25 protein-coding genes are annotated in these 21,768 nt (G+C 71.3%); 13 read left to right on the forward strand and 12 right to left on the reverse strand.

Annotation, left to right across the window (positions count from 1 at the left end; all coding sequences use genetic code 11):
• Window positions 1-2: 2 nt before the first annotated feature.
• A complete protein-coding gene (locus AB0M88_RS02305) occupies window positions 3-977 on the reverse strand; it encodes a zinc-binding alcohol dehydrogenase (RefSeq protein ID WP_364094130.1) in 975 nt (324 codons plus the stop codon).
• Between the two features lie 173 nt (window positions 978-1,150).
• On the opposite strand from AB0M88_RS02305, the gene AB0M88_RS02310 reads away from it, so the two are divergent.
• Window positions 1,151-1,849 (forward strand): CDP-alcohol phosphatidyltransferase family protein, encoded by a 699-nt coding sequence (locus AB0M88_RS02310; protein ID WP_364094133.1) that lies wholly within the window; start codon window positions 1,151-1,153, stop codon window positions 1,847-1,849.
• Here AB0M88_RS02310 and AB0M88_RS02315 read toward each other — a convergent pair.
• A complete protein-coding gene (locus AB0M88_RS02315; RefSeq protein WP_364094136.1) occupies window positions 1,828-2,712 on the reverse strand; it encodes an ABC transporter substrate-binding protein in 885 nt (294 codons plus the stop codon). The genes AB0M88_RS02310 and AB0M88_RS02315 overlap by 22 nt on opposite strands.
• A 30-nt stretch (window positions 2,713-2,742) precedes the next feature.
• Here AB0M88_RS02315 and AB0M88_RS02320 point away from each other — a divergent pair, with 30 nt between their 5' ends.
• Window positions 2,743-3,096, forward strand: a complete 354-nt coding sequence (locus AB0M88_RS02320; RefSeq protein ID WP_364094139.1) for a PRC-barrel domain-containing protein — start codon at window positions 2,743-2,745, stop codon at window positions 3,094-3,096.
• Here the strand turns inward: AB0M88_RS02320 and AB0M88_RS02325 are convergent.
• Window positions 3,093-4,139 (reverse strand): lactonase family protein, encoded by a 1,047-nt coding sequence (locus AB0M88_RS02325; RefSeq protein ID WP_364094142.1) that lies wholly within the window; start codon window positions 4,137-4,139, stop codon window positions 3,093-3,095. The genes AB0M88_RS02320 and AB0M88_RS02325 overlap by 4 nt on opposite strands.
• Before the next feature lie 34 nt (window positions 4,140-4,173).
• Window positions 4,174-4,875, reverse strand: coding sequence for an SDR family oxidoreductase (locus AB0M88_RS02330; protein ID WP_364094145.1), 702 nt, complete (start codon window positions 4,873-4,875; stop codon window positions 4,174-4,176).
• Between the two features lie 91 nt (window positions 4,876-4,966).
• On the opposite strand from AB0M88_RS02330, the gene AB0M88_RS02335 reads away from it, so the two are divergent.
• The 4 genes from AB0M88_RS02335 (at window position 4,967) to AB0M88_RS02350 (ending at window position 7,968) form a co-directional block, all read left to right on the forward strand.
• Entirely contained in the window at window positions 4,967-5,788 is an 822-nt protein-coding gene (locus AB0M88_RS02335) for a LysR substrate-binding domain-containing protein (RefSeq protein ID WP_364094450.1), read from the forward strand.
• 51 nt (window positions 5,789-5,839) lie between these two features.
• A complete protein-coding gene (locus AB0M88_RS02340) occupies window positions 5,840-6,388 on the forward strand; it encodes a hypothetical protein (RefSeq protein ID WP_364094148.1) in 549 nt (182 codons plus the stop codon).
• Window positions 6,389-6,645: 257 nt separating this feature from the next.
• On the forward strand, window positions 6,646-7,515 hold the full coding sequence (locus tag AB0M88_RS02345) for a PfkB family carbohydrate kinase (protein WP_364094151.1): 870 nt from the start codon (window positions 6,646-6,648) through the stop codon (window positions 7,513-7,515).
• Window positions 7,516-7,680: 165 nt separating this feature from the next.
• Complete coding sequence (locus AB0M88_RS02350; RefSeq protein WP_364094153.1) at window positions 7,681-7,968, forward strand: hypothetical protein; 288 nt, start codon at window positions 7,681-7,683, stop codon at window positions 7,966-7,968.
• A gap of 138 nt (window positions 7,969-8,106) precedes the next feature.
• Here the strand turns inward: AB0M88_RS02350 and htpG are convergent, their stop codons facing one another.
• Genes htpG through AB0M88_RS02365 form a run of 3 tightly spaced genes read right to left on the reverse strand, consistent with a single transcriptional unit; the run spans window position 8,107 to window position 11,309 of the window.
• Window positions 8,107-9,963: a molecular chaperone HtpG gene (gene htpG, locus AB0M88_RS02355; protein ID WP_364094156.1), complete on the reverse strand. Its 1,857-nt coding sequence runs from the start codon at window positions 9,961-9,963 to the stop codon at window positions 8,107-8,109.
• Between the two features lie 53 nt (window positions 9,964-10,016).
• Window positions 10,017-10,286 (reverse strand): hypothetical protein, encoded by a 270-nt coding sequence (locus AB0M88_RS02360; protein ID WP_364094159.1) that lies wholly within the window; start codon window positions 10,284-10,286, stop codon window positions 10,017-10,019.
• A gap of 57 nt (window positions 10,287-10,343) precedes the next feature.
• Entirely contained in the window at window positions 10,344-11,309 is a 966-nt protein-coding gene (locus AB0M88_RS02365) for a helix-turn-helix domain-containing protein (RefSeq protein WP_364094160.1), read from the reverse strand.
• Window positions 11,310-11,370: 61 nt separating this feature from the next.
• Between AB0M88_RS02365 and AB0M88_RS02370 the strand changes: the two genes are divergently transcribed.
• From AB0M88_RS02370 to AB0M88_RS02380, 3 genes are read left to right on the forward strand one after another with little or no spacing between them, the layout of a single operon-like run.
• Entirely contained in the window at window positions 11,371-12,255 is an 885-nt protein-coding gene (locus AB0M88_RS02370) for an EamA family transporter (protein ID WP_364094161.1), read from the forward strand.
• Window positions 12,252-13,028, forward strand: a complete 777-nt coding sequence (locus AB0M88_RS02375; protein ID WP_364094164.1) for an alpha/beta hydrolase-fold protein — start codon at window positions 12,252-12,254, stop codon at window positions 13,026-13,028. The genes AB0M88_RS02370 and AB0M88_RS02375 overlap by 4 nt, the downstream gene beginning before the upstream one ends.
• A gap of 14 nt (window positions 13,029-13,042) precedes the next feature.
• Window positions 13,043-13,942, forward strand: a complete 900-nt coding sequence (locus AB0M88_RS02380; RefSeq protein WP_364094167.1) for an alpha/beta fold hydrolase — start codon at window positions 13,043-13,045, stop codon at window positions 13,940-13,942.
• Between the two features lie 143 nt (window positions 13,943-14,085).
• On the opposite strand, the gene AB0M88_RS02385 is transcribed toward AB0M88_RS02380, so the two are convergent.
• From AB0M88_RS02385 to AB0M88_RS02395, 3 genes are all read right to left on the reverse strand, one after another.
• On the reverse strand, window positions 14,086-14,319 hold the full coding sequence (locus AB0M88_RS02385; protein ID WP_364094170.1) for a hypothetical protein: 234 nt from the start codon (window positions 14,317-14,319) through the stop codon (window positions 14,086-14,088).
• Window positions 14,320-14,825: 506 nt separating this feature from the next.
• The gene (locus tag AB0M88_RS02390) at window positions 14,826-15,041 is read right to left on the reverse strand and encodes a hypothetical protein (protein WP_364094173.1); all 216 of its coding nucleotides are present in this window, start codon (window positions 15,039-15,041) and stop codon (window positions 14,826-14,828) included.
• A gap of 15 nt (window positions 15,042-15,056) precedes the next feature.
• The gene (locus AB0M88_RS02395; RefSeq protein ID WP_364094175.1) at window positions 15,057-15,944 is read right to left on the reverse strand and encodes an amidohydrolase family protein; all 888 of its coding nucleotides are present in this window, start codon (window positions 15,942-15,944) and stop codon (window positions 15,057-15,059) included.
• A gap of 62 nt (window positions 15,945-16,006) precedes the next feature.
• Between AB0M88_RS02395 and AB0M88_RS02400 the strand changes: the two genes are divergently transcribed.
• Both AB0M88_RS02400 and AB0M88_RS02405 read left to right on the forward strand, forming a co-directional pair.
• On the forward strand, window positions 16,007-17,506 hold the full coding sequence (locus tag AB0M88_RS02400; RefSeq protein WP_364094178.1) for an MFS transporter: 1,500 nt from the start codon (window positions 16,007-16,009) through the stop codon (window positions 17,504-17,506).
• Entirely contained in the window at window positions 17,503-18,099 is a 597-nt protein-coding gene (locus AB0M88_RS02405) for a TetR family transcriptional regulator (protein ID WP_364094180.1), read from the forward strand. The genes AB0M88_RS02400 and AB0M88_RS02405 overlap by 4 nt, the downstream gene beginning before the upstream one ends.
• Here AB0M88_RS02405 and AB0M88_RS02410 read toward each other — a convergent pair.
• Window positions 18,062-18,640 (reverse strand): TetR/AcrR family transcriptional regulator, encoded by a 579-nt coding sequence (locus AB0M88_RS02410; protein ID WP_364094183.1) that lies wholly within the window; start codon window positions 18,638-18,640, stop codon window positions 18,062-18,064. The genes AB0M88_RS02405 and AB0M88_RS02410 overlap by 38 nt on opposite strands.
• Before the next feature lie 77 nt (window positions 18,641-18,717).
• On the opposite strand from AB0M88_RS02410, the gene AB0M88_RS02415 reads away from it, so the two are divergent.
• The gene (locus AB0M88_RS02415) at window positions 18,718-19,395 is read left to right on the forward strand and encodes an SDR family oxidoreductase (RefSeq protein ID WP_364094186.1); all 678 of its coding nucleotides are present in this window, start codon (window positions 18,718-18,720) and stop codon (window positions 19,393-19,395) included.
• A 44-nt stretch (window positions 19,396-19,439) separates the two neighbouring features.
• Window positions 19,440-20,816, forward strand: coding sequence for a gluconate:H+ symporter (locus AB0M88_RS02420; protein ID WP_364094189.1), 1,377 nt, complete (start codon window positions 19,440-19,442; stop codon window positions 20,814-20,816).
• On the opposite strand, the gene AB0M88_RS02425 is transcribed toward AB0M88_RS02420, so the two are convergent.
• Window positions 20,813-21,592, reverse strand: coding sequence for an LLM class F420-dependent oxidoreductase (locus AB0M88_RS02425; protein WP_364094191.1), 780 nt, complete (start codon window positions 21,590-21,592; stop codon window positions 20,813-20,815). The genes AB0M88_RS02420 and AB0M88_RS02425 overlap by 4 nt on opposite strands.
• Window positions 21,593-21,768 lie beyond the last annotated feature (176 nt).

Here is a 21,768-nt window from a genome sequence, read left to right on the forward strand (position 1 = left end):
GTCTACTCCTCGGGGTAGTCGATCACATGGCAGAGGGCCGGAAGGCTACCGTCCGCGAGCCGCGGCATCACCTCGGGCAGCTCGGAGAACCGCGACCGGCCGGTGATCAAGGCGTCGAAGACCGGGTCGCGCAGCAGCTCCAGGGACAGGGCCAGACGCTGGGCATACGTGCGGCGCCGGTTCGGGGCGATGCCGCCGACCTGACTGCTGCGCACGGTCAGCCGGCGGGAGTGAAAGAACTCACCCAGCGGCACCGAGACCTGACGGTCGCCGTACCAGCTCAGCTCGACGACCGTGGCCTCCGGCGCGAGCAACTCCAGGGCCCGGGTCAGGCCCTCCGAGGTCGCGCTGGCGTGCACGACAAGGTCACAGTCGCCGTCGGCATCAGCCGGGGCGGCGTAGGAAACCCCGAGGGCGTCCGCCAGGGCGGAACGCGACGGATCGGGGTCGACCAGCTGCACGCGTACGCCCGGAAGCCCGGCCGCGACGGCCGCGACCGACGCGCCCACCATGCCCGCCCCGACGATCGCGATTCGATCGCCGATCTGCGGGGAACCGTCCCAGAGAGCGTTGACCGCGGTCTCGACCGTCCCGGCCAGGACGGCCCGGTGAGCCGGGACGCCGGGCGGCACCACGGTCACCGCCGAGGCGGGGACCACATAGCGGGTCTGGTGCGGATAGAGGCAGAAAACGGTCTTCCCGACCAGGTCGGCCACGCCGTCCTCGACCACGCCGACATTGAGATATCCGTATTTGACCGGTGCCGGGAACTCGCCCTCCTGGAAGGGTGCCCGCATTGCGGCCCACTGGCTCTCCGGCACCCGGCCGGCGAAGACGAGGGTCTCGGTTCCCCGGGAGATCCCGCTGTGCAGAGTCCGCACCAGAACCTCGTCGCGGGCCGGTGCCGGCACCCGTTCGGGGCGGATCTCACCCGCTCCGGGTGAAGCGAGCCAGAACGCTGACGCGTCATCCGACATGGGATGTCTCCTCAACCGCTGAACCGATCGCGTTCCCCGCGCGTGTAAAGCGCTGACAGCGGCAACCATACGCGGCGGCCGATCTTGCACCTGGAGGCACGGTGACACTCAGTACCGCAGTGACCACGACCACCCCCTCACGGGGGCCGGCGGCTGGTCTTGCACTCCAAGTTGTGCTGCTCGCCACGCTCGCCGTCACCCAGGGCCTGACCGCCGAGGGCCTGCTGGCCGGCGCGGTCTACGGCCTCGCCCTCTGCGCGTTCCTGTCGACCGGCCTCCAGCGGGCGGCGATGGCGAAACTCGGCCCGGCCAACACGGTCACGCTGGCCCGGGCGATTCTGGTCGGCGGAGTGACCGCCCTGGTGGTGACGTCGTTCACCCACCCGATCAGCACGCCGGTGCTGGTCGTGGTCGCCGGCGTCGCCCTCGCGCTCGACGGGGTGGACGGGCAGGTCGCCCGGCGAACCGGAAGCACATCGGCGCTCGGCGCCCGGTTCGACATGGAGATCGACGCGTTCCTGATCCTGGTCCTCAGCGTCTATGCCGGTGACCGTTTCGGCTGGTGGACGGTGGCCCTCGGCGCCTACCGCTACCTGTTCGTCGCCGCCTCGTGGGCGCTGCCCTGGCTGAACGCCGCGCTGCCGCCCAAGTTCTCCCGCAAGGTCGTCGCCGCTCTGCAGGGCGTCGTGCTCGCGGTCGCCACGGCGCACCTGCTGCCGTACACCGTGACGGTGGCCGCCCTGGCGATCGCCTTCGCGTCGCTGACCTGGTCGTTCGGTCGTGACGTCGCCTGGCTCTACCGGGCCGAACGGGTCCGCGAGGCGGCCCGGGGGCGCTGGTCGGGCCCGCGTCAGGCCGCTCTCGTGAGCTGACCCGGCTTCGCCGCGGGCAGCCTGTCCGGGTGCAGGATCGCGGCGATCGCCTCGACCCCGTCGACCAGGCGGGGTCCCGGCCGCACCACCAGTCCATCCCCGTCGATCGCCCACACCTGCGCATTCGGGAAGTGGTGTCTGATCCGGTGCGCCTGCTCGGCGGCGCCGTCCAGGTGGAAGCCGCACGGCGTGACCAGCACGATCTCGGGAGACGTGGCGGCCAGTTCGGCGTACGTCGTCTCGACCGATCGCTGCCCGCCGTGCGCGCCCACCGGTTCGCCGCCGGCGGCGACGACCAGATCGGGGACCCAGTGCCCGGCGGTGAAGGGCGGATCGACCCACTCCACGACCGCCACCCGCGGCCGTCTTTCGCCGGCGACCTGGGCGGCCACCCGCGCCAGGCGGGCCCGGAGCGCCTCGACGAGGTCGAGCGCCCTTTCCCGTACGCCCGAAGCCTCCCCGACCGCAACGATGGTCGCGAGAACCTCGGCGAGTGAGTACGGGTCGAGTGACAACACGTCGGCGCGACATCCCAGGTAGTCGAGCGCGTCGCTGACCTGGCCGGACGGCAGCGCGCAGACCCGGCACAGGTCCTGCGTGAGGATCAGGTCGGCGTCGAGATCGGCGAGCGCCCGCGCGTGCAGCGTATAGAGGTCTTCCCCGGCCGCCATCCGAGCCTTGACGTAGGCGTCGATCTCGGCCGGCGTCATCCCCCGGGTGTCCCGGCCACCGACGACGACGGTCTTCTCGGCGCGGGCGGCGGGCGGCTCGTCACACTCGAAGGTCACCCCGACCAGGTCGTCTCCGAGCCCCAAGGCGTAGACGATCTCGGTCGCGGACGGCAGCAGAGAGACCAGGCGCATGCCATCCATCCTGCCGGGTATGTGGCGTGCATGTTCCCCGCTGAGAACCTGCGTGACTGGCGCGGCCAGAAGGTCATCGATCCCGAGGGCGACCGGATCGGTGACCTGGAGGCCGTCTACGTCGACACCGCCACCGACGAGCCCAGCTTCGCCACCGTCCGGGTCGGCATGATCGGCCGGCACCGGCTGGTCTTCGTGCCGCTCGGCGGTGCGACGGTGCGACCGGACGCGGTGCGGGTGCGATATGCCAAGAAGCTCGTCGGCGACGGCCCGAGCATCGACGTCGACGGCGAACTCACCGCCGCCGACGAACCCGGGGTCTTCGCCCACTACGAGCTGCCCTACCAGGTCGGCGGCGGGGCCCGCCGGCTCGCCCGGCGCTAGAACACGATCTGCGCGGCGCCGGGAACGGTGAGGTGGCCGGCGACCGCGCCCGGGATGCCGGTCGTGGCGTCGACCGGGAGCCAGGTGATGCCGCCCGAGTTCTGGTTGGCCACGTAGAGCCAGGTGCCGTCCGGGGTGAGGGCCAGGTTGCGGGGCCAGTCGCCGCCGCAGGGCGGGGCGGCCAGCGGGGTCAGGGTGGCGCCGTCGCCGCCGACGGTGAAGACGCCGACGGTGTTGGCGCCGCGGTTGCTGACGTAGACGAAGCGGCCGTCGGATGAGGTGACGATCTCGCCCGGGTAGTTGGGCGTGACCGTGGCCGCTGGCAGGACCTGGCCGGGGGTGAGGACGCCGTTCCGCCACGAGCACACGGTGACGTTGTTGCCGTTCTCGCCGGCCAGGTAGGCGTACCCGGCGTTGGGGTGGAAGGCCAGGTGGCGAGGGCCGGTGCCGGCCGGGAACGGCACCTGCCGGGCGAGGGTCAGCCGGTTGCCGCCGAGGGTATAGACGAAGACGCTGTCCCGGCCGAGGTCCATGGCCAGCAGGTAGCGGCCGGTGGGGTCGGCGACGACCTCGTGGGCGTGCGAGCCGCTGCCCTGCCGGCGGGTGTCGGTGGGGGCCTCGACGGTGCCGTCGGTGGCGATCGGGTGGGTGACCGTGGCGCCGCCGTCGTAGAGCGAGGTGAACAGGAACGCCCCGCCCGGCTGGACGGCCACGTGGGCCGGGCCGGAGCCGGTCGGAACCGTGTTGCGGACCGCCAGCGTCGTCGGGTCGACGGCGCTGACGGTGCCGTTGGACTCGCTGATCGCGTAGAGGGACCGGGGGCCGAGGGCCAGCCAGGACGGGTCGGCGATCGCGGCGCTCCCGGTCTGCACGGTCAGCGCGCCCGTGGCCGGGTCGGCCGTGCCCAGCAGTATGCCGGGGCCGCCGGAGGAGGTGTAGCTGCCGGCGTAGAAGCGGCGGCCGGTGGCAGCTCGGGGCATCGGCAACGCGGCGGCAGCGGCGGCCACGAGCAGCCCTCGGCGACTGATCTTCATCCCATCCATAACAGTAAATATAAGTTACAGAAGGGGCCGAAGATCAAGCCAGGACGGAACCTCCATCGATCGTCGTGATCGTGCCGGTGGCGTAGGGCTGGCTCATCAGGTAGAGGTAGGCCTCGGCCACGTCGTCGACCTCGCCCACCCGGCCCAGGGGCAGCGACCTGCCGAGCATCGCGTACATCTCCTCGACCTCGGCGCCGTCACCCCACAGCGGGGAACGCGTGACGCCGGCCTTGACCGCGTTGACCCGGATCGGTGCCAGCTCGACGGCGAGGGCCCGGGTCAGGCCGTCCATGGCGCCGCAGACGCTCGCCGCGGCGGCCCAGCCCGGGCCGGGCCGGTCGGCGGCGGTACCGCTGGTCAGAGTGATCGAGCCGCCCGGGCGCAGGAACGGCCGGGCCGCCCGCACCGCGGCCAGCGCCCCGAAGTAGCGCAGGCCGAAGAACGCCTGGACCCTCTCCGGTGTGAGGTCGTCGAGCGGGGTCAGCGACAGCCGGTCGGCGGCCGTGTAGACGAGGTGGTCGAACGGGCCGATCTCCTGGAACACCGACACCGGGGCGGAGCGGAGGTCGGCGACCCGGCCCGCGACGCCGAGAGTGGCCGCGGCTTCGGCGACCCGCGACGGCGTACTCGAAACGACCGTGACCGACGCACCGCGCGCGGCCGCCAAGGCGGCCGTGGCGTAGCCGATGCCGCTGGTGCCACCCAGGATGACCACGCTTTGATCCTTGATTTCCATGACTCGACGATGCGCCCGGCGGGAAGCGCCCGTCCAAGACCTGTTCCGCCCTCTGTAATACCCTGAGGGTATCGACGTCGACCTGCGCAAACTGCGCTACTTCGTGGCCGTCGCCCGGCACCTCCACTTCGGCCGGGCGGCCGCCGAACTGCACATCGCCCAGCCGGTGCTGTCCCGGCAGATCCGGGCGCTCGAAACCGAACTGCACGCCCCGCTGTTCCGGCGCGACAAACGGTCCACCGAGTTGACCTCAGCCGGCCGCCAGTTACTGGCCGACGCCGTACCCCTGCTGGCCGGCGCCGAAGCGCTCCGCCGGAGAGTCACCCGGGCGGCCCGCGGGCCGAACCGGTTCGTCGTCGGCTTCATGCCCGGCCTGATCGTGACCGACGCCGTGCGGGCGCTCCGCGAACGGCACCCCGGCCTCACCGTCGACCTGCTGCGCACCGGCTGGAACGACCAGACCGACGTGGTGCACGACGGCCGGGTCGACGTGAGCTATGTGCGGCTGCCGGTCGACAAGCGCGGGCTGACACTGCGGCCGCTGCTCGGCGAACCGCGGGTGGCGATGCTGCCGGCCGTCCACCGGCTGGCGGGCAAGGAGACAATCGAGATCGCCGAGCTGGCCGACGACCGACTGTTGCAGGACCCGGCCGCGGTGCCGGAGTGGCCCGCGCTTCCCTCGGCGTCGCCACCGTCCTACGCGGTCGAGGAGAAGCTGGAGCACGTGGCGGCGGGGCGGGGCATCGTGGTGCTGCCGCTGTCGACGGCCCGCTTCTACACGCGGCCCGACGTGGTGTGGGTGCGGATCGCCGACATCCCGCCCAACCGGGTCAGCCTGGCCTGGGAGTCCACCCGCCGCGACCCGCTGATCGCCGAATTCGCGGCGCTGGCCGAGGAGTTCCCCGCCGCATGATAATCACGCGTTTATCACGAAAAATCGGGTAAAGCGGTGAGGGTGAAGGGTATGTGGCTTCTCCAGTACAACCCCGCCCACGAGCAGCCCGGCGACTACTGGCCGGTCCGGCGTTACCGCGACCGGGTCCGGGTGGGGGATGAGGTCGCGCTGTGGGCCAGCGGGCCTGGTGGCGGGGTGGTCGGCTTGGGCCGGGTCAAACGGGCAAAGGGCTCACCGGTCAGATCGGCCGAGAGTGCGGCGGGCGGCGTGGCTGGTCAAGCCGAGGGCGCGGTGGGCGGCGCGGCCGGTCAAGCCGAGGGCGCAGTGGGCGGAGTTGCCGATGGCATGGGGATCGAGATCGAGAATGTTCGCACCTTTCCGGCGATCCGGCGTGAGTTGCTCAAAGAGGACCCCCGGTTCGCGAAGGCGTTGATTCTGCGGATGCCCGGTGGCGGCAATCCGTTCCCGCTCGACCATGACCAGTGGCTGGCCATCGTCGATCGTGTGCCGGCCGAGCTGCACCTGGTCGGCAAGACGGTGCTGGGCGCGGCCGCGATCGCCGCGGCGGGAGCGACCGCGATCCGCGAAGCCGTCCGATCGGTTACGCGAGCCGGCTGAGCCCGGCCAGGGCGGCCGTGGCCAGGACAGGTGGGCCGGGTGGGCGCAGGCCGGCCGGGTGGTGCAGGCGCCGAGTGGGTGCGCCGGGCGGGTGGGTGCAGCCGGGCCACGTGGGTGCAGGCGGGCCGGGTGTCGGCAGGCGCGGCGGTGTCGGCAGGCTGGGCGGTGTCGGCAGGCTGTGCGGTGGGGCGCCGTCGATGCGGCCGCGGCGTGGGTGAGGTGGGTCGGCGGGGGAGTGGGCTGCGCACAATGGGCGCGTGATTCGGATTCTCTGCGTTGGGCTGGCCACCGTTGATCTGGTTTACGGGGTGCCGGTGATTCCGAGGGCTGATGAGAAGGCGCAGGCCTCCAGCCTCGTCATCGCCGCCGGTGGGCCGGCCGCCAACGCGGCGGTTGCGGCCTCGGCGCTGGGTGCGGAGGTCACTCTGGTCACGGCGGTCGGGGCGCATCCGCTGGGGGATCTCGTCCGCGAGGATCTGCGCGAGCGCGGCGTCCGGCTGGTCGATGTCGATCCGCACTATCCGGGGCCTCCGCCGGTCTCCTCGGTGATCGTCCGTGAGCCGGGCGGGGAGCGGACCATCGTCAGCCGCAACGGTGGGGACCGGGCGGCCCGCGTACCGGAAGGGGGCCTGCCCGACGCGGACCTGACGCTGGTCGACGGGCATCATCCCGCGCTGGCGGTGGCCGCGGCGCGGGCCGCGCGGCGCCTGCTGGTTGACGCCGGAAGCTGGCGTCCGGTGTTCCGGGAGATTTTTCCGCATGCCGAAGTCGTCGCCTGTTCCGCGGCGTTCCGCCATCCAGCCGCCGCCGCGACGTCGGCGGCAACCGTAACCGGGTCATCCGCGAGGGCCGACGCCGCGGTCGCGGCGGCGATCGGTGCGCCGCACGTCGCGGTCACGCACGGGCCGGCGCCGGTGACCTGGTTCTCGGGCGGCCGGTCGGGCGTGGTCGCGGTGCCGAGGGTCGCGGCGGTCGACACCGCCGGTGCGGGGGACGCCTTTCACGGCGCCCTCGCGGTCGCCCTCGCCCGCGGCGAGGAGCTGCCGGTTGCGCTTGCGTCGGCGGTGCGGGTGGCGGGCGTACGCGTCGTCCACCCCGGGCCGCGAGCGTGGCTCGACGCGCTCTGACCATCGTCCGAGTAGTCCATTGACGACACAGTGTGATCAAGATTACTGTCGTCCTCTCAGGATCACGGTCCGGTCGTGCGTGCGGCCCCGCCGTTCGCGACCGGCCAGACGTTGCGCCTGCTCCCGGGCGTTGCGTAACCCCTCGATCTCGTCTGGGAGGCCCCGTTGCCCGAGTTGCATCTCGGCAGAGTCTCCGGTGAGCGCCCACTCACCGCCGACCAGTTTCGTCAGCGCACCGCGCTGACCGCCGCGTTGACCGCTGTCCGGTCCCGGCTCGATGAATTCGCCGATCCGCCGGCCGCGCGCCGCGAGCTGGACATTTTGGAGCAGGATCCGTACGACGCCCGCGGCCGTCAGGCACTGCAGGAGCTGATGCGCTACGTGCGTCCGGGCACGGAGGCGCTGATCTCGCTGACCGCGCTGGTCTCGGCGGTCCGCGACCTCACCGCATAAGACTGAAAGACCCGCTCCCCTCACCCTGCCCGAAATGCGGGGCCGGCTCGCCCGTCCCGTGGGCCGGTTGTCGGGCCACCAACCGCCGCCCGCCCCCACATCTGGGGGTGGGGCCGCGCGTCGTGTCGTTCCGGTGGCTCAGACGGTCCGGGCCAGGCGATCGGCCAGGACCTTCGCGAACTTGGCCGGGTCTTCCAGGTCACCGCCCTCGGCGAGCAACGCCGTACCGTAAAGGAGCTCGGCCGTCTCGGTGAGGCCGGCGTCGGCGGCGCCGGCCTCGTGCGCGGCACGAAGGCCCTCGATCAGCGGGTGGCCGGGGTTGAGTTCGAGGATCCGCTTGATCCGCGGAGCGTCCTGGCCCATCGCGCGGTACATCTTCTCGAGCATCGGGCTCATGTCGTCGCTGTCGCTGACCAGGCAGGCGGCCGAGGTGGTCAGCCGGTGCGAGAGGCGCACGTCCTTGACCTGCTCCTCGAGCGCTCCCTTGAGGAAGGCCAGCACGCCGGCGAAGTCGCCCTCGGGCTTCTCCGGTTCGTCCTCCTTCTTCGGGAGATCGACCTCGCCGCGGGAGATCGACTGGAACTTCTTGCCGTCGTAGTCCGGCACCGCCTCGACCCAGATCTCGTCGACCTGGTCGGTGAGGATCAGCACCTCGTAGCCCTGGGCCTGGAACGCCTCCATGTGCGGCGAGTTCTCGACCTGGGAGCGGGTTTCGCCGGTCAGGAAGTAGATCTCGTCCTGGCCTTCCTTCATGCGCTCGATGTAGGCGGCCAGCGTGGTCGGCTCGGAGCCGGCGGTCGAGGCGAAGGTCGAGACGTCGAGGATCGCCTTCTGGTTGTCCTGGTCGCTGAGCAGGCCCTCCTTGAGCGCGCGGCCGAACTCGCGCCAGAAGGTCGCGTATTTCTCCGGGTTCGACGCGAGAAGGTCCTTGATCGTCGACAGCACCTTCTTGACCAGGCGGCGCCGGATCATCTGGATGTGCCGGTCCTGCTGGAGGATCTCGCGGGAGATGTTCAGCGACAGGTCGGCCGCGTCGACCACGCCCTTGACGAAGCGCAGGTAGTCGGGGATCAGCTCGGAGCTGTCGTCCATGATGAAGACGCGCTTGACGTACAGCTGAAGCCCGCGGCGCGCATCGCGCTGGAACAGGTCGTGGGGTGCCCGGGAGGGCAGGAAGAGCAGGGCCTCGTATTCGAACGTGCCCTCGGCCTTCAGGTTGATGATCTCGAGCGGGTCGGTCCAGTCGTGGCTGATGTGCCGGTAGAACTGGTGGTATTCCTCGTCCGACACCTCGGAGCGCGGGCGCGCCCACAGCGCCTTCATGGAATTAAGAGTGTCGACCTGCTCGCCCGAACGCATTTTGATGGGGAAGGAGATGAAGTCGGAGTAGCGCTTGACGATCTCGCGGATCTTCGCCTCGGCGGCGTAGTCGTGCAGCGCGTCCTCGGTGTCCTCCGGCCGCAGGTGCACGGTCACGCTGGTGCCGACCGGTGCGTCCGGCTCATCGTCGATCGTGAAGGTGCCCTCGCCCGCCGACTCCCAGCGGGTGCCGTGGCCCTCGGTGCCGGCCTTGCGCGTGACCAGGGTGACCTTGTCGGCGACCATGAACGTCGAGTAGAAGCCGACGCCGAACTGGCCGATCAGCTCTGCGTTGCCTTTCTGGGCGTCCGTCGCCTCCTTGAGCTTGGCCAGCAGTTCGGCGGTGCCCGACTTGGCGATCGTGCCGATCAGGTCGACGACCTCTTCGTGCGTCATGCCGATGCCGTTGTCGCGTACGGTCAGCGTGCGGGCCTCGGTGTCCGCCTCGATGTCGATGTGCAGATCCGAGGTGTCCGCCTCGAGGCCGTCCTGCAGCGCGGCCAGACGCAGCTTGTCCAGGGCGTCCGAGGCGTTCGAGATCAGCTCGCGCAGGAAGATGTCCTTGTTCGAGTAGATCGAGTGGACCATCAGCTGCAGTAACTGCCGTGCCTCGGCCTGGAACTCCAACGTCTCCATCGCGTCAACTCCCGTGTGTGTATTCCTTGCTCACACGGATGGTATTGGGTTTGCTAACAGCCCGGCCCCGCGGCCATGCCGCTCACGATCCGGTAGGCCGAGATGTCGCCCTGGACGAGTGTTCTCAGGTCGTTGACGGATCGGGGATCCCGGTCGTTGATCGAGACGTAGGCGACGATCGCCTCGTTCACCGCGCGGCAGTCGGCCTGCGCGGCCACTACTCGGGCCTGGTGCTCCACATCCTTCGGCTTTAACGCAGCGTAAGAAACGCCGGCGATACTGACGGTCACGGCTGAGGCTACTGCGAGATGGATCAACTGCACGGAGGCAGCGTAGGCGACATGACAAGGAGTGATCACCTGTCCGTTCGGATGATCATCCTATCCGCTGGTCTCACTCTCCGTAAAACTCCTAAAGGCCGCCCGGTAGGACTCCGGGGTCACTCCGCGGACCTTCCGGAAATGCCGCCGCAACGTGTCGATGCTGCCGAACCCGCACCGCCGGGCGACCGCGGCGATGGTCGCCCGGTCCGACTCCAGCAACTCCTCGGCCCGGCGAATCCGCTGGTCGCGCACCCAGGCGCCGGGCGTCGCCCCGGTCGCCGCGGTGAAGTGCCGCACGAAGCTGCGCGGCGACATGGCGGCCCGGGCGGCGAGCGCGCCGACCGAGAGGTCGGCATCCAGGTGGGCGGCCACCCATTCGAGCAGGTCACCGAAGGCGGTGGGCTCGGCTTCGGGCGTACGCGTGAACTGCGCCTGCCCGCCCGAACGGTGGGCCGGCACGACGAGTTCCCGCGCGACCCGGCCGGCGATCTCGGCCCCGTGCTCGCGCCGGATCAGGTGCAGGCACAGGTCGATCGCGGCCGAGGAGCCGGCGCTGGTGGCCACCGGCCCGTCGACGACGTGGATCCGGTCCGGGACGACGGTCACGGCCGGGTGCCGGCGGGCCAGTTCCTCCGCGTACGCCCAGTGGGTCGTGGCCGCCCGCCCGTCGAGCAGTCCCGTATCGGCGAGCACGAAGGCGCCCGTGCACACCGCGGCCACGGTCGCCCCGCGGGTGACCGCGTCGTTCAGGGCCCGGACCAGCTCGGGTGCGGGCGGCGGCACCGGCGGGTTCGCCCCGGTCACCACGATCAGGTCGGCGGTCGCCAGGCGCTCCCACCCGTCGGTCGGGGTGATCTGGAAGCCGGTCGACGTGCGTAACGGCTTCGGCTCGGCGGCACAGATCGCGTACCGGAAGCGGGGCAGCGCCGGATCGATCCGCGGGAGCCCGAAGATCTCGCTGAGGACGCCGACCTCGAAGGCCGGCACCGGCTCGGCGACCACGACGGCGACGTCGGTCAGCATGTTGGCAGATTCTGCCGCAGGTATGGCACAGGTGCCATTCGAACGTGGGCAAGCGACCCTTATGACCTCCATCGGACCGCTGCTCATCGTCTATGTCGTCTGGGGTTCGACCTACCTCGCCCAGAAGATCGGGCTGGAAGGGCTGCCGCCGCTGACCCTGAACGCCGCCCGGTTCCTGATCGCCGGCGCGCTGCTGTTCGCGTTCTGCCTGGCCCGGCGGTGGCCCCGGCCGACCGGTGCCCAGTGGCGCGCCGGCGCGATCCAGGGACTGCTGCTGCCCGCGGCCGGCACCGGCGGCGCCGCCTGGGCCGAGCAGAAGTTGCCGTCCGGCACGACCGCGCTGCTGCTGGCCACCATCCCGCTCTGGATCGTGCTCGGCCGCCGCGTCGCCGACCGGGAGCGGATCGGCCTTCCGGTCGCGCTCGGGCTGCTCGCCGGCATCGCGGGGGTGGGCGTGCTGGCCCGTCCGGCGGGCGGCGGCAGCATGCTGTCGACCGTGGTCGCCCTGGGCGGCGCCGCCTGCTGGGGGCTCGGCACGGTCTACGCCGGTCACGCTCCCCGCCCGGCCCACGCGCTGCAGGCGAGCGCGATCGAGATGCTGGCCGCCGGGGGTGTGCTGAGCGTGCTCGCGCTCGTTTCCGGCGAGCCCGGCCGGATCCACGTGACCGGACGCTCGGTGACGGCGCTCGGCTACCTCATCGTGTTCGGCAGTCTCGTCGCGTACACCGCGTACACCTGGCTGCTCGACCACGTCGCGCCGCGCGTCGCCGGCACCTACGCGTTCGTCAACCCGGTCGTGGCGGTGCTGCTCGGCGCCGGGCTGCTCGGGGAGCCGATCGGCCCCCGCGAGTTGATCGCCACCGCGATGATCGCCGTCGGAGTGGCACTGATAGTCCTCGCGCCGCCAGTCACCGCCGAGCACGACTGGGCGTTGCAAAAGGGGTGAGACGACGCACAATGCTGGTCGGCGCCGGCGTGATCGCCCTGGCGGCGGCGATCTCCGGCTACCGGCACCGGCTGCCCGGGTTCGACCCGGTCATCCCGGCCGCGCCGACCGGCGACGAGCGGGTCGAACAGCGCCGCTCGATCATGCGCGGCAAGACGGTCGACTTCTACACGGCGGTTCCCGCCGGCTACGGCGACGGCAAAGGCCTGCCGGTCTGCCTGGTCCTGCACGGCGGAACGGCACGGCCGGCCGATTTTCCCCGGCTCGGCTTCGGCCGATTCCTCACCGATGCCGTACGCCGGGGGGCGCCCCCGTTCGTCCTGGCCGGCGCCGACGGTGACCGCCTGGCGTGGCACCCGGCGGGCGGCGACGACCCGCAGCGGATGGTGCACGAGGAGATTCCGTTGTGGTGCGTGCAGCGGGGCTTCGACGTGTCCCGGCGGGCGCTGTGGGGCTGGTCGATGGGCGGCTACGGGGCCCTGTCGCTGGCCGAGGCGTTCCCGGCGTGGGCGTCGGCGGTGGCCGCCTTCTCGCCCGCGGTGCAGCCGGGCGACGACGTGTTCGGGGCGGCCGGCCAGCTGCGGGGCAGCCCGGTGGGACTGTGGTGCGGGCGCCAGGATCCGCTGTTCGGCAACGTCACGGCGCTGCAGAAGGTGTTGCCGGAGCCCATCGCCGCCGGCTCCTACACCGACGGCCGCCACAACATGGACTACTGGTCGCGGCAGATTCCGGCCGCCTTCGACTTCGTGGGACGCCGTCTGGGCCGGCTCTAGGCCAGAATGAGATCGTGGTCACCGAGATGATGCTGCCGGTCAACGGCATCGAGGTCTGCGCCGAGACGTTCGGCGATCGCTCCGATCCGGCCGTCCTGCTGATCGGCGGCGCCGCCTGCTCGATGGACTGGTGGGCCGACGAGTTCTGCCGCCGGCTGGCCGCGGGCGGGCGCTACGTCATCCGCTACGACCACCGCGACACCGGCCGCACGACGTCGTTCCCGGTCGGCGACCCCGGTTATTCGGGTGTGGACCTGGCCCACGACGCGCTGGGCGTGCTCGACGCGCTGCACATCCACCAGGCGCACCTGGTCGGGCAGTCGCTGGGCGGGATGCTGGCGCAGCGGATTGCGCTGGAACGCCCGCACCGCGTCCGCTCCCTGACCCTGATCTCCACGAGCCGCGGCCCGCGGTCATCGTCGTCCGCTGCTTCGTCGTCCGCTGCTTCGTCGTCCGCTGCTTCGTCGTCCGCTGCTTCGGTGCCCGCTGCTTCGGTGCCCGCCGCCTCGGCGCCTTCCGAGGAGGACCAGCCCGATTGGAGCGACCGCCGCGCCACGGTCGACCACATCGTCGAGAGCGTCCGGTCGATCGGCGGCGCGTTCACGGCCGAGGAGCCCCAACTGCGGCGGATGGCCGAGCGCGTCTTCGACCGCACCAACGACATGGCGGCCAGCCAGACCAACCACTTCATCGCCGCGCCGGGGCCGCCCTACCGCGACCGGCTGGACGAGATCAAGGCGCCCACGCTGGTGCTCCACGGCACCCACGACCCGTTCTTCGCCCCCGCTGGCGCCGAGGCCCTGGCCGCCGCGATCCCCGGCGCCCGCCTGATCTGGCTCGAGGGCGTCGGCCACGAATACGCGCCGGAGGCCCTCTGGCCGATCGTCCTCGAGGCGATCCTCAGTCAGCCCTGATTCCGGACCGAGCACGGGCCGCCACCCGCGGCAGCCGGGTCGGGCCGGGCTGAGCGCTGGCCGGCACCCGCGGCAGCCGGCTCAGGCCGGGCCGAGCGCTGGCCGGCACCCTCGGCATCCGGTCCGGGCCCGGTTCACCCGGATCAGACCCGCTGACCCCGGCGGACCGCCGCCACCAGCACCTCCGGCGGTCCCAGCCACCGCACCACCTCGGCCGTGTCCCGGGCCGCCGGCTGGTGCGAGGTGATATATCGCGCCACCGTCACCATCAGCTCGTCGCGCAGCCGCGGCGTCAGCCCACCGCTGTGCGCCCACAACTCCCCGAGATATTCCAGGACCACCGCGTCGGCCCTCGTCAACTGCGCCGTCGTCGTCATGCCCTCCAGCATTCGCGCGGTACCCACCGGCCGGCATCGGTCCGAGGTCCCAGATCGCACCCCCACCCCTAAGACTTTCGGCCGACCCCCGCCCGCCGCGGCGGTGAGCAGCGCCGACCCGCCGGCCGTCACCCCGGAGTGGCGGCTCCGTGGCGCGAAACGGTGTTCCGGCGTCTTCGCGACGGGCGCCTGCCGGCCGATCGCCGGGAGGACTTGCCGCCTGAGCGCATCCGGGGCGGGTCAGCCGGCTGCGCCGGCACCGGCACGAACCCGACGCCGCCCGGGACCCCGGCTCGACCTCCGGACCGCGGCGGTAACCTCAGCCGTCTCACCGCGCCGCGGCGGTAACCTCGGCCGTCTCACCGCGCCGCTGCCGGCCTGGTCGTCCGACCGCGCACCGGCTCAGCCGCAGCGGGAATGCCCAGCCTCCCCGGTTGGTGGAGGCAAGGCGGCGATGTCAACGCGCTCCGGGCACCCGGTCGGTCGGGATGCCCGAGCGTGGTGGATCAGCTGGCGAGGTTGCGCAGGAAGACGCCGATGTTGCGGAACGCGTCGGCCAGGCCGTGGCCGATGCCTTGGGCGATGTCGGCGGCGGGTCCCGGGTTGGTGCCGATATAGAAGATGACGAGAATGAGGACGATCCAGCCGATGACCTTCTTCATCTGACCGGCTCCCTTCCGCGACCGGGCGGTGGCGTACATGATCGTGGCACGTCCACGCATGTAGTTCGCGGATCTTCACCCGTGCGGCGTGGTTCCGAACAGGTTGTTCGCGTTCGACCAGCACACGGCCTTCAACCAATCGTCGCCGAGGTTCAGCCGCTGGAGGGACTCCAGCTGGTGGGCGTACGGGTAGGGGATGGTCGGGAAGTCGCTGCCGAGCAGCACCTTGCCGGCCAGGCCCAGGTCGCGCAGCCGGGGCCGCAGCGCGGGCGGGAACGGCGCCATCTCCTCGAAGAAGTCGGTGAACGCCATGGTCGTGTCGAGGCGGACCCGTTCGAAGCGTTCGGCCAGGTCGAGGAAGCCGGAGTATTCCGGTGCGCCCGCGTGGGCGATCACGACGGCCAGGCCGGGGTGCCGGGCCAGGACGTCACCGATCGGCCCGGGCCCGGTGAAGCCGTGGGCCACCGGCCCCGACCCGGCGTGTACGACGATCGGCGCGCCGGCGTCTTCCAGGATGCCCCACACCTCGTCCAGCTGGGGATCGCGCGGGTCGAACGCTCCGACCTGCAGGTGCAGCTTGAAGATCTCGGCGCCGCGGGAGAGGGCCGCCGCGGTGTACGCCGGCGCCGAGGGCTCCGGGAAGAACGTCGCGCTGCGCAGGCACCCCGGGGTTCGTGACGCGAAGTCGAGCGTCCACGCGTTCAGGGAGTCGGCCATGTCGGGACGGTGCGCGTAGGCGAGCGCGCTGAACACGCGTACGCCCAGGTTTTGCAGGGTTTTGACCCTGGCTTCGGCCGAGTCCCGGTAGCGGATGGGCCACGCGCGGCCGATCAGCGGGCTGCCTTCGTCGAAGTGCGCCCAGACGCGGCGCTCCATGCGCGGGGGCAGGAAGTGGGTGTGCACGTCGGCGAGGCCGGGGAGGCCGAGGCCGGCCCAGAAGGCCGGCACCTGGGAGTCGATCACCTCGCCATCGTAGGAGAGATCAGACTTGACAGCAGCTACTAAATGACAGCTACTCTCAAAACATGGTTACTTCCAAATCTCGCTGGTACGCGCTCGCCGCACTCGCACTGAGCACGCTGGCGGTCGGCCTCGACACCACCGTGCTGAGCGTCGCGCTGCCCACCCTGTCCCGGGAACTGCACGCGTCGACCGGCGACCTGCAGTGGTTCACCACCGCCTACCTGCTGGTTCTCGCGGCGGCGCTGCTCCCGGCGGGCCTGCTCGGCGACCGCGCCGGGCGCAAGAAGATGCTGATCGGGGCCCTGGCGACCTTCGGCCTGGCCTCGGTCGCCTGCGCGTACGCCCAGGGCGCCGGCCAACTGATCGCCGCCCGGGCCCTGCTCGGGATCGGCGCCGCCGTGATCATGCCGATGTCCGGGGCCGTGCTGACCGTGCTGTTCGAGCCGAAGGAACGCGGCCGGGCGATGGGCGTCTGGGTCACCGCGAGTGCCCTCGGCATCCCGCTCGGCCCGCTGCTCGGCGGCTGGCTGCTCGACAACTTCTGGTGGGGCTCGGTCTTCCTGATCAACGTCCCGGTCGTGGTGGCCGGCATCCTCGCGCTGACCGCCTGGTTGCCCGAGTCGCACGGCGAGCGGGGCGGGCGCCTCGACCTCGGCGGCATCGTCGCCTCCACCGCGGGGCTGGTGGCGCTGACCTACGGCGTCATTTCGGCCGGCGACCGCGGCTGGGGTGACGTCCGGTCGCTGGCCACCATCGTCGCCGGCGTGGTGCTTCTCGGCCTCTTCGTGATCCTGCAGCGCCGGTCCGCGGCGCCGTTGATCGACCTCGCGCTGTTCCGGTCCCGGGCCTTCACCTCGGGTGCGGTGCTCGCCACGATCGCCAGCTTCGCGATGCTCGGGCTGCTCTTCTCCCTGCCGCAGTTCTTCTCGGCGATCGGCGGGCAGGACGCGTTCGGCTCCGGCCTGCGGCTGCTCCCGGTCATCGCGGGCCTGGTGGCCGGGGCGAGGCTGGGGGAGCGGATCGCCCGCCGGACCGGCGCCCGGCTGGTGATCACGGTGGGGCTGGCGCTGATCGCGGTCTCGTCGCTCGCCGGGGCGTTCACCACGGTGTCGAGCGGCTACGGGTTCATCGCCGTCTGGATCACGGTGACCGGGCTCGGTCTGGGCCTGACCATGCCGGTCTCGCTCGACGTGGCGATGAGCGCTCTCACCGCCCGGCGCAGCGGGGTCGGCAACGCGGTTCTCCAGGCGCTGCGCCAGGTCGGCGGTGCGGTCGGCGTCGCGGTTCTCGGCACGGTGCTCAACTCCGGCTACCGCGATCACCTGCCGGCCGGCACGCCGCCGGTGGCCCGGGAAGGGATCTCGGCCGGGGTCACCCTGAGCGATCCGGGCCTGCTGGCGGGCGTACGCGCCGCCTTCGTCCACGGCATGGACCTCTCCCTGCTGGTGGGCGGCGGGGCCGCGCTCGCCGGTGCGATCCTGGCCCTGGCCTTCCTGCCCCGCGAAAAGGCCGGGCCGGCGCTCGAAGCGCCGTCCCCGGTGCTGGCAGAATCCGGGATATGACGTCGTCACTACCGGGGCTGCGGGAACGCAAGAAGGCGAAGACCCGCGCGGCCATCCGCGAGGCGGCGATGACCCTCTTCGAGCAGCAGGGCTTCGCCGCCACCACGGTCGAGCAGATCGCCGAGGCGGCCGAGGTCTCCCCGAGCACGTTCTTCCGCTACTTCCCGACCAAGGAGGACGTGGTCCTGGCCGACGACTGGGACGCGCCGATGGTGACGGCCATCCGCGAGCAGCCGCCGGAGCTGTCGCCGGCCGACGCGCTGGTCTCGGGGATGCGGTCGATGGTCTCCGGGCTGACCCCCGACGACTGGAAGGCCGAGCGGCGGCGGCAGCGGCTGTTCCAGGGCGTGCCCGAGCTGCGGGCGCGTTACCTCCAGCAGGTCACGGCGTCGATCGACCTCTTCGCCTCGGTGCTGGCCGAGCGGGCCGGCAAGCCGGAACCCGACCTGGAGTGCCGGGCCATCGCGGGGGCGATGATCGGCGTCGGCATGGCGATCCAGACCGACGAGCGAGGCATGGTCGACCCGGCCGACGTCGAGCGTTACGACGAGGCGGTCACTCTGCTGCGGCGGAGTCTCTGCGGCCCGGCGTAAGCGCCTGCCGGGCGGCCTCGAGGATCCGGTCGGAGATCTCCAGGCCGGCGGTCGCCCGGGCCAGGATCACCGCGCCGACCATGGTGCTGACGGTGACCAGGTCGGGCTCGGTCTCGCTGCCCAGCCAGCGGCTGTAGCGGTCGATGCCTTTCGCGTACACCTCGCGCGCCGGCGTCTCGTGCTCCTCCCGCGCCAGATCTCCCCCGAAGCCCGCGGTCGGGCATCCCGGCCCGGGATCGTCGCGGTGCCCGGGCGAGAGGTAGCTCCCGAAGAACGCGGCGAGGGCCGCCGCCCGGTCGGGCTGGTCCCGGTAGTGCCGCAGCGTCTCGGCCTGTTCGGCGAACGCCTCCGCGACCGCCTCGACGACCAGCGCCTCCTTGGATTCGAACTGCTTGTAGAAGCCGCCGTGGGTCAGCCCCGCCTCGGCCATGATGTCGGCGACGCTCACCCCGTCGATGCCGCGCTCCCGGAAGAGCCGGCCCGCGGTGCGGACCACGGTGCGCCGGTTTTCCTGGGCCTGTGCCTGCGAAACCCGTCCCATACCACCGAGCTTAGCTTAGATGGTTTGTGTCATCTATTACCTTGCCGCGATTAGATTACGATCCTAATCTAATCGGCATGGACATCACGAACTCGGTAGTCGTCGTCACCGGTGCCAACCGCGGTCTCGGCCGCCAATTCGCCCAGCAGTTGCTGGCCCGCGGCGCCAAGGTGTACGCCGCCGCCCGCGACCCCCAGTCGGTCGACCTGCCGGGCGCGATCCCGCTGCGGCTCGACATCACCGACCCGGCCTCCGTCGAGCGCGCCGCCAAGGCCGCCCCCGACGCCACCTTCCTGATCAACAACGCCGGCTCGTCGACCGGGCAGACCCTGATCGCCGGCGACCTCGACCAGATCCGGCTCGAGATGGAGACCCACTACTTCGGGACGCTGCTGACCACCCGCGCGTTCGCGCCGGTCATCGAGGGCAACGGCGGCGGCGCGATCCTCAACGTGCTGTCCGTACTCTCCTGGGCCCACCCGGGGGCGATCGGCGCCTACTCGGGGGCCAAGGCGGCCGCCTGGGGACAGACCGACGCCGTACGCGATGAGCTGGCGCCGAAAGGCATCGCCGTCTCCGCCCTGCATGTCGGCTACATGGACACCGACATGGCCGCGCACATCCCGGCCGACCAGAAGACGGATCCGGCGATCGTCGCCGAGATCGCGCTCAACGGCGTCGCCGACGGCCGGGCCGAGATCATCGCCGACGACTTCACCCGCGCGGTCAAGAGCGGCCTGTCCGCGGCTGGTTGAAAATCGAAGGTTCGAGATTCACGGAAGTGGGTAAGGGCCGCCGCATGTCGACCTTGGCCGCGGAGGCTCTCACCAACGCCGGATCCGGACAACTCATCCTCGCCGCGGTGCTCGGCATCGCGGTGGTCATCCTGCTCATCGCGTGGGCCAAATGGCACCCGTTCCTGGCCCTGATCCTCGGCTCGGCGGTGCTCGGCCTGGTCGCCGGCGTCGGGCCGGGCGACATCGTCACCTCGTTCACCACCGGGCTCGGCACCACGGTCGGCACCGTCGGCCTGCTGATCGCCCTCGGCTCGATGATCGGCGCGCTGCTCGCCGAATCGGGCGGCGCCGACAGCATCGTCCGGCGGATCGTCGACGGGGTCGGCGGCGCCGCCCTGCCGTGGGCGATGGCCGCGGTGGCGGCACTGATCGGCCTGCCGCTGTTCTTCGAGGTCGGCGTCGTGCTGCTGGTGCCGATCGTGCTGCTGGTGGCCCGGCGGACGGACGTCGGGCTGCTGCGCATCGGCATCCCGGCGCTGGCCGGGCTGAGCGTGCTGCACGGCCTGGTGCCGCCGCACCCGGGCCCGCTGGTCGCGATCGCGAGCCTGCACGCCGACCTCGGCCTGACCCTGATCTTCGGCCTGATCTGCGCGATCCCGACCGTGATCATCGCCGGTCCGGTGTTCGGCAACTTCATCTCCAAGCGGGTGCCGGTTCCGGTGCCGCCGCCCCTGCAGAAGGAGCGGGACGAGGCGGAGGAGATCGAAGGACGGAACCCGGGCGTCTGGCCCGCCGTCCTGACGGTCCTCCTGCCGATCGTTCTCATGCTGGCCCGAGGCATCGCCGAGCTGACCCTGGACAAGGGCAACAGCGTCCGGTCGGCGCTCGACGTGCTCGGGAATCCGCCGGTCGCCCTGCTCCTCGGCGTACTCCTGGCGATGTGGACCCTCGGGGCCCGCGCCGGATTCGACCGCCGTCAGACCTCGGCGGTGATCGGCGGCTCCCTGCCGCCGATCGCCGGGATCCTGCTGATCGTCGCCGCGGGCGGCGGGTTCAAGCAGGTGCTGGTCGGCGCCGGGGTGGGCAACGTGGTCGCCGACGCGGCGAAGGACGCGCACATCAACGCGCTGCTGCTGGGCTTCCTGGTGGCGGTCGGCATCCGCGTCGCGACCGGCTCGGCGACCGTCGCCACGATCACCGCGGCCGGCATCGTGGCGCCCCTGGCGACCACGCTCGATCACCCGACCGTGGCGCTGCTCGCGCTCGCGATCGGGTGCGGCTCGCTGTTCTTCTCGCACGTCAACGACGCCGGGTTCTGGCTGGTCAAAGAGTATTTCGGGATGACCGTCGGCCAGACCATCAAGACTTGGTCGATCATGGAGACGATCATCTCGATCGTCGGTTTCGGCTGCGTGATGCTGCTGAGCCTGGTGGTTTAGTTCTTCGAATCCCGCCAGGCCAGCCACTCGCGCAGCGGGCCGAGGTCGGGCTTCGGGCCGCCCTGGCTGCAGATGAACTGACGGACGCCCAGGTCGTAATAGGCCTGGGCGTTCTCGGCCGGGAGCGCGTCGGCCATGCCGACCGAGATCTCGATCTCCGACACGTCGCGGCCCACGGTGGCGCAGTGGCCCTTCAGCACGTCGATCTTGCGAACCAGATCGTCGCCCTTGGCCAGCGTGTTCCAGATGTCGGCGTGCTGGGCGACCATGCGCAGCGTCTTCTTCTCCCCGCCGCCGCCGATCATCACCGGGATCTTCCGGGTCGGCGGCGGGTTGAGCTTGCCCCAGCGGGCCTCGATGCGGGGCAGGGCCTCGGCCAGCGCGTCGAGACGGGTGCCGGGGGTGCCGAACTCGTAGCCGTACTCGTCGTAGTCGCGCTGGAACCACCCCGCGCCGATGCCGAGAATCAGCCGGCCGGCGCTGATGTGGTCGATCGTGCGGGCCATGTCGGCCAGCAGGTCGGGATTGCGGTAGGTGTTGCAGGCGACGAGCGCGCCGATCTCGACCCGGGAGGTCTGCTCGGCCCAGGCGGCGAGCATGCTCCAGCACTCGAAGTGCAATCCGTCCGGCTCCCCGTAGAGCGGATAGAAATGATCCCAGTTGAACAGCAGGTCGACGCCGAGCTCCTCTGCCTCGGCGACGGTCTCGCGGATGGTCGAATACTCCATGTGCTGCGGCTGCAGCTGCAGCCCCACGCGAACGGGTCGATCGATCATGCGACAACCCTAAAGCGGATCTACTTTCTCCGCGCAGTACCTCCGAGCGAACTCGGCCGCCTCGTCGTCGGCTGGATCGGGATCGTGGGCCCCCGGGCGGCGAAGATAACCGCGTCGGCGCTGAGATCCGGCGCATGTGCGGCCGACGCCAGCGCGGCCACCGGGCGGATCGCGCC

The sequence above is a fragment of the Actinoplanes sp. NPDC051411 genome, assembly GCF_040682075.1.
Taxonomy (GTDB): Bacteria; Actinomycetota; Actinomycetes; order Mycobacteriales; family Micromonosporaceae; genus Actinoplanes.

Bases quoted from the DNA above. Each gene is read 5' to 3' on its own strand.
- AB0M88_RS02325 (WP_364094142.1), bottom strand. From the start codon at position 4,139: ATGGATGGGATGAAGATCAGTCGCCGAGGGCTGCTCGTGGCCGCCGCT.
- AB0M88_RS02410 (WP_364094183.1), bottom strand. From the start codon at position 18,640: ATGGGACGGGTTTCGCAGGCACAGGCCCAGGAAAACCGGCGCACCGTG.
- AB0M88_RS02340 (WP_364094148.1), top strand. From the start codon at position 5,840: ATGTGGCTTCTCCAGTACAACCCCGCCCACGAGCAGCCCGGCGACTAC.
- AB0M88_RS02365 (WP_364094160.1), bottom strand. From the start codon at position 11,309: ATGCTGACCGACGTCGCCGTCGTGGTCGCCGAGCCGGTGCCGGCCTTC.
- AB0M88_RS02385 (WP_364094170.1), bottom strand. From the start codon at position 14,319: ATGACGACGACGGCGCAGTTGACGAGGGCCGACGCGGTGGTCCTGGAA.
- AB0M88_RS02400 (WP_364094178.1), top strand. From the start codon at position 16,007: ATGGTTACTTCCAAATCTCGCTGGTACGCGCTCGCCGCACTCGCACTG.
- AB0M88_RS02305 (WP_364094130.1), bottom strand. From the start codon at position 977: ATGTCGGATGACGCGTCAGCGTTCTGGCTCGCTTCACCCGGAGCGGGT.
- AB0M88_RS02425 (WP_364094191.1), bottom strand. From the start codon at position 21,592: ATGATCGATCGACCCGTTCGCGTGGGGCTGCAGCTGCAGCCGCAGCAC.
- AB0M88_RS02315 (WP_364094136.1), bottom strand. From the start codon at position 2,712: ATGCGCCTGGTCTCTCTGCTGCCGTCCGCGACCGAGATCGTCTACGCC.
- AB0M88_RS02420 (WP_364094189.1), top strand. From the start codon at position 19,440: ATGTCGACCTTGGCCGCGGAGGCTCTCACCAACGCCGGATCCGGACAA.
- htpG (WP_364094156.1), bottom strand. From the start codon at position 9,963: ATGGAGACGTTGGAGTTCCAGGCCGAGGCACGGCAGTTACTGCAGCTG.
- AB0M88_RS02320 (WP_364094139.1), top strand. From the start codon at position 2,743: ATGTTCCCCGCTGAGAACCTGCGTGACTGGCGCGGCCAGAAGGTCATC.
- AB0M88_RS02330 (WP_364094145.1), bottom strand. From the start codon at position 4,875: ATGGAAATCAAGGATCAAAGCGTGGTCATCCTGGGTGGCACCAGCGGC.
- AB0M88_RS02370 (WP_364094161.1), top strand. From the start codon at position 11,371: ATGACCTCCATCGGACCGCTGCTCATCGTCTATGTCGTCTGGGGTTCG.
- AB0M88_RS02390 (WP_364094173.1), bottom strand. From the start codon at position 15,041: ATGCGTGGACGTGCCACGATCATGTACGCCACCGCCCGGTCGCGGAAG.
- AB0M88_RS02415 (WP_364094186.1), top strand. From the start codon at position 18,718: ATGGACATCACGAACTCGGTAGTCGTCGTCACCGGTGCCAACCGCGGT.
- AB0M88_RS02405 (WP_364094180.1), top strand. From the start codon at position 17,503: ATGACGTCGTCACTACCGGGGCTGCGGGAACGCAAGAAGGCGAAGACC.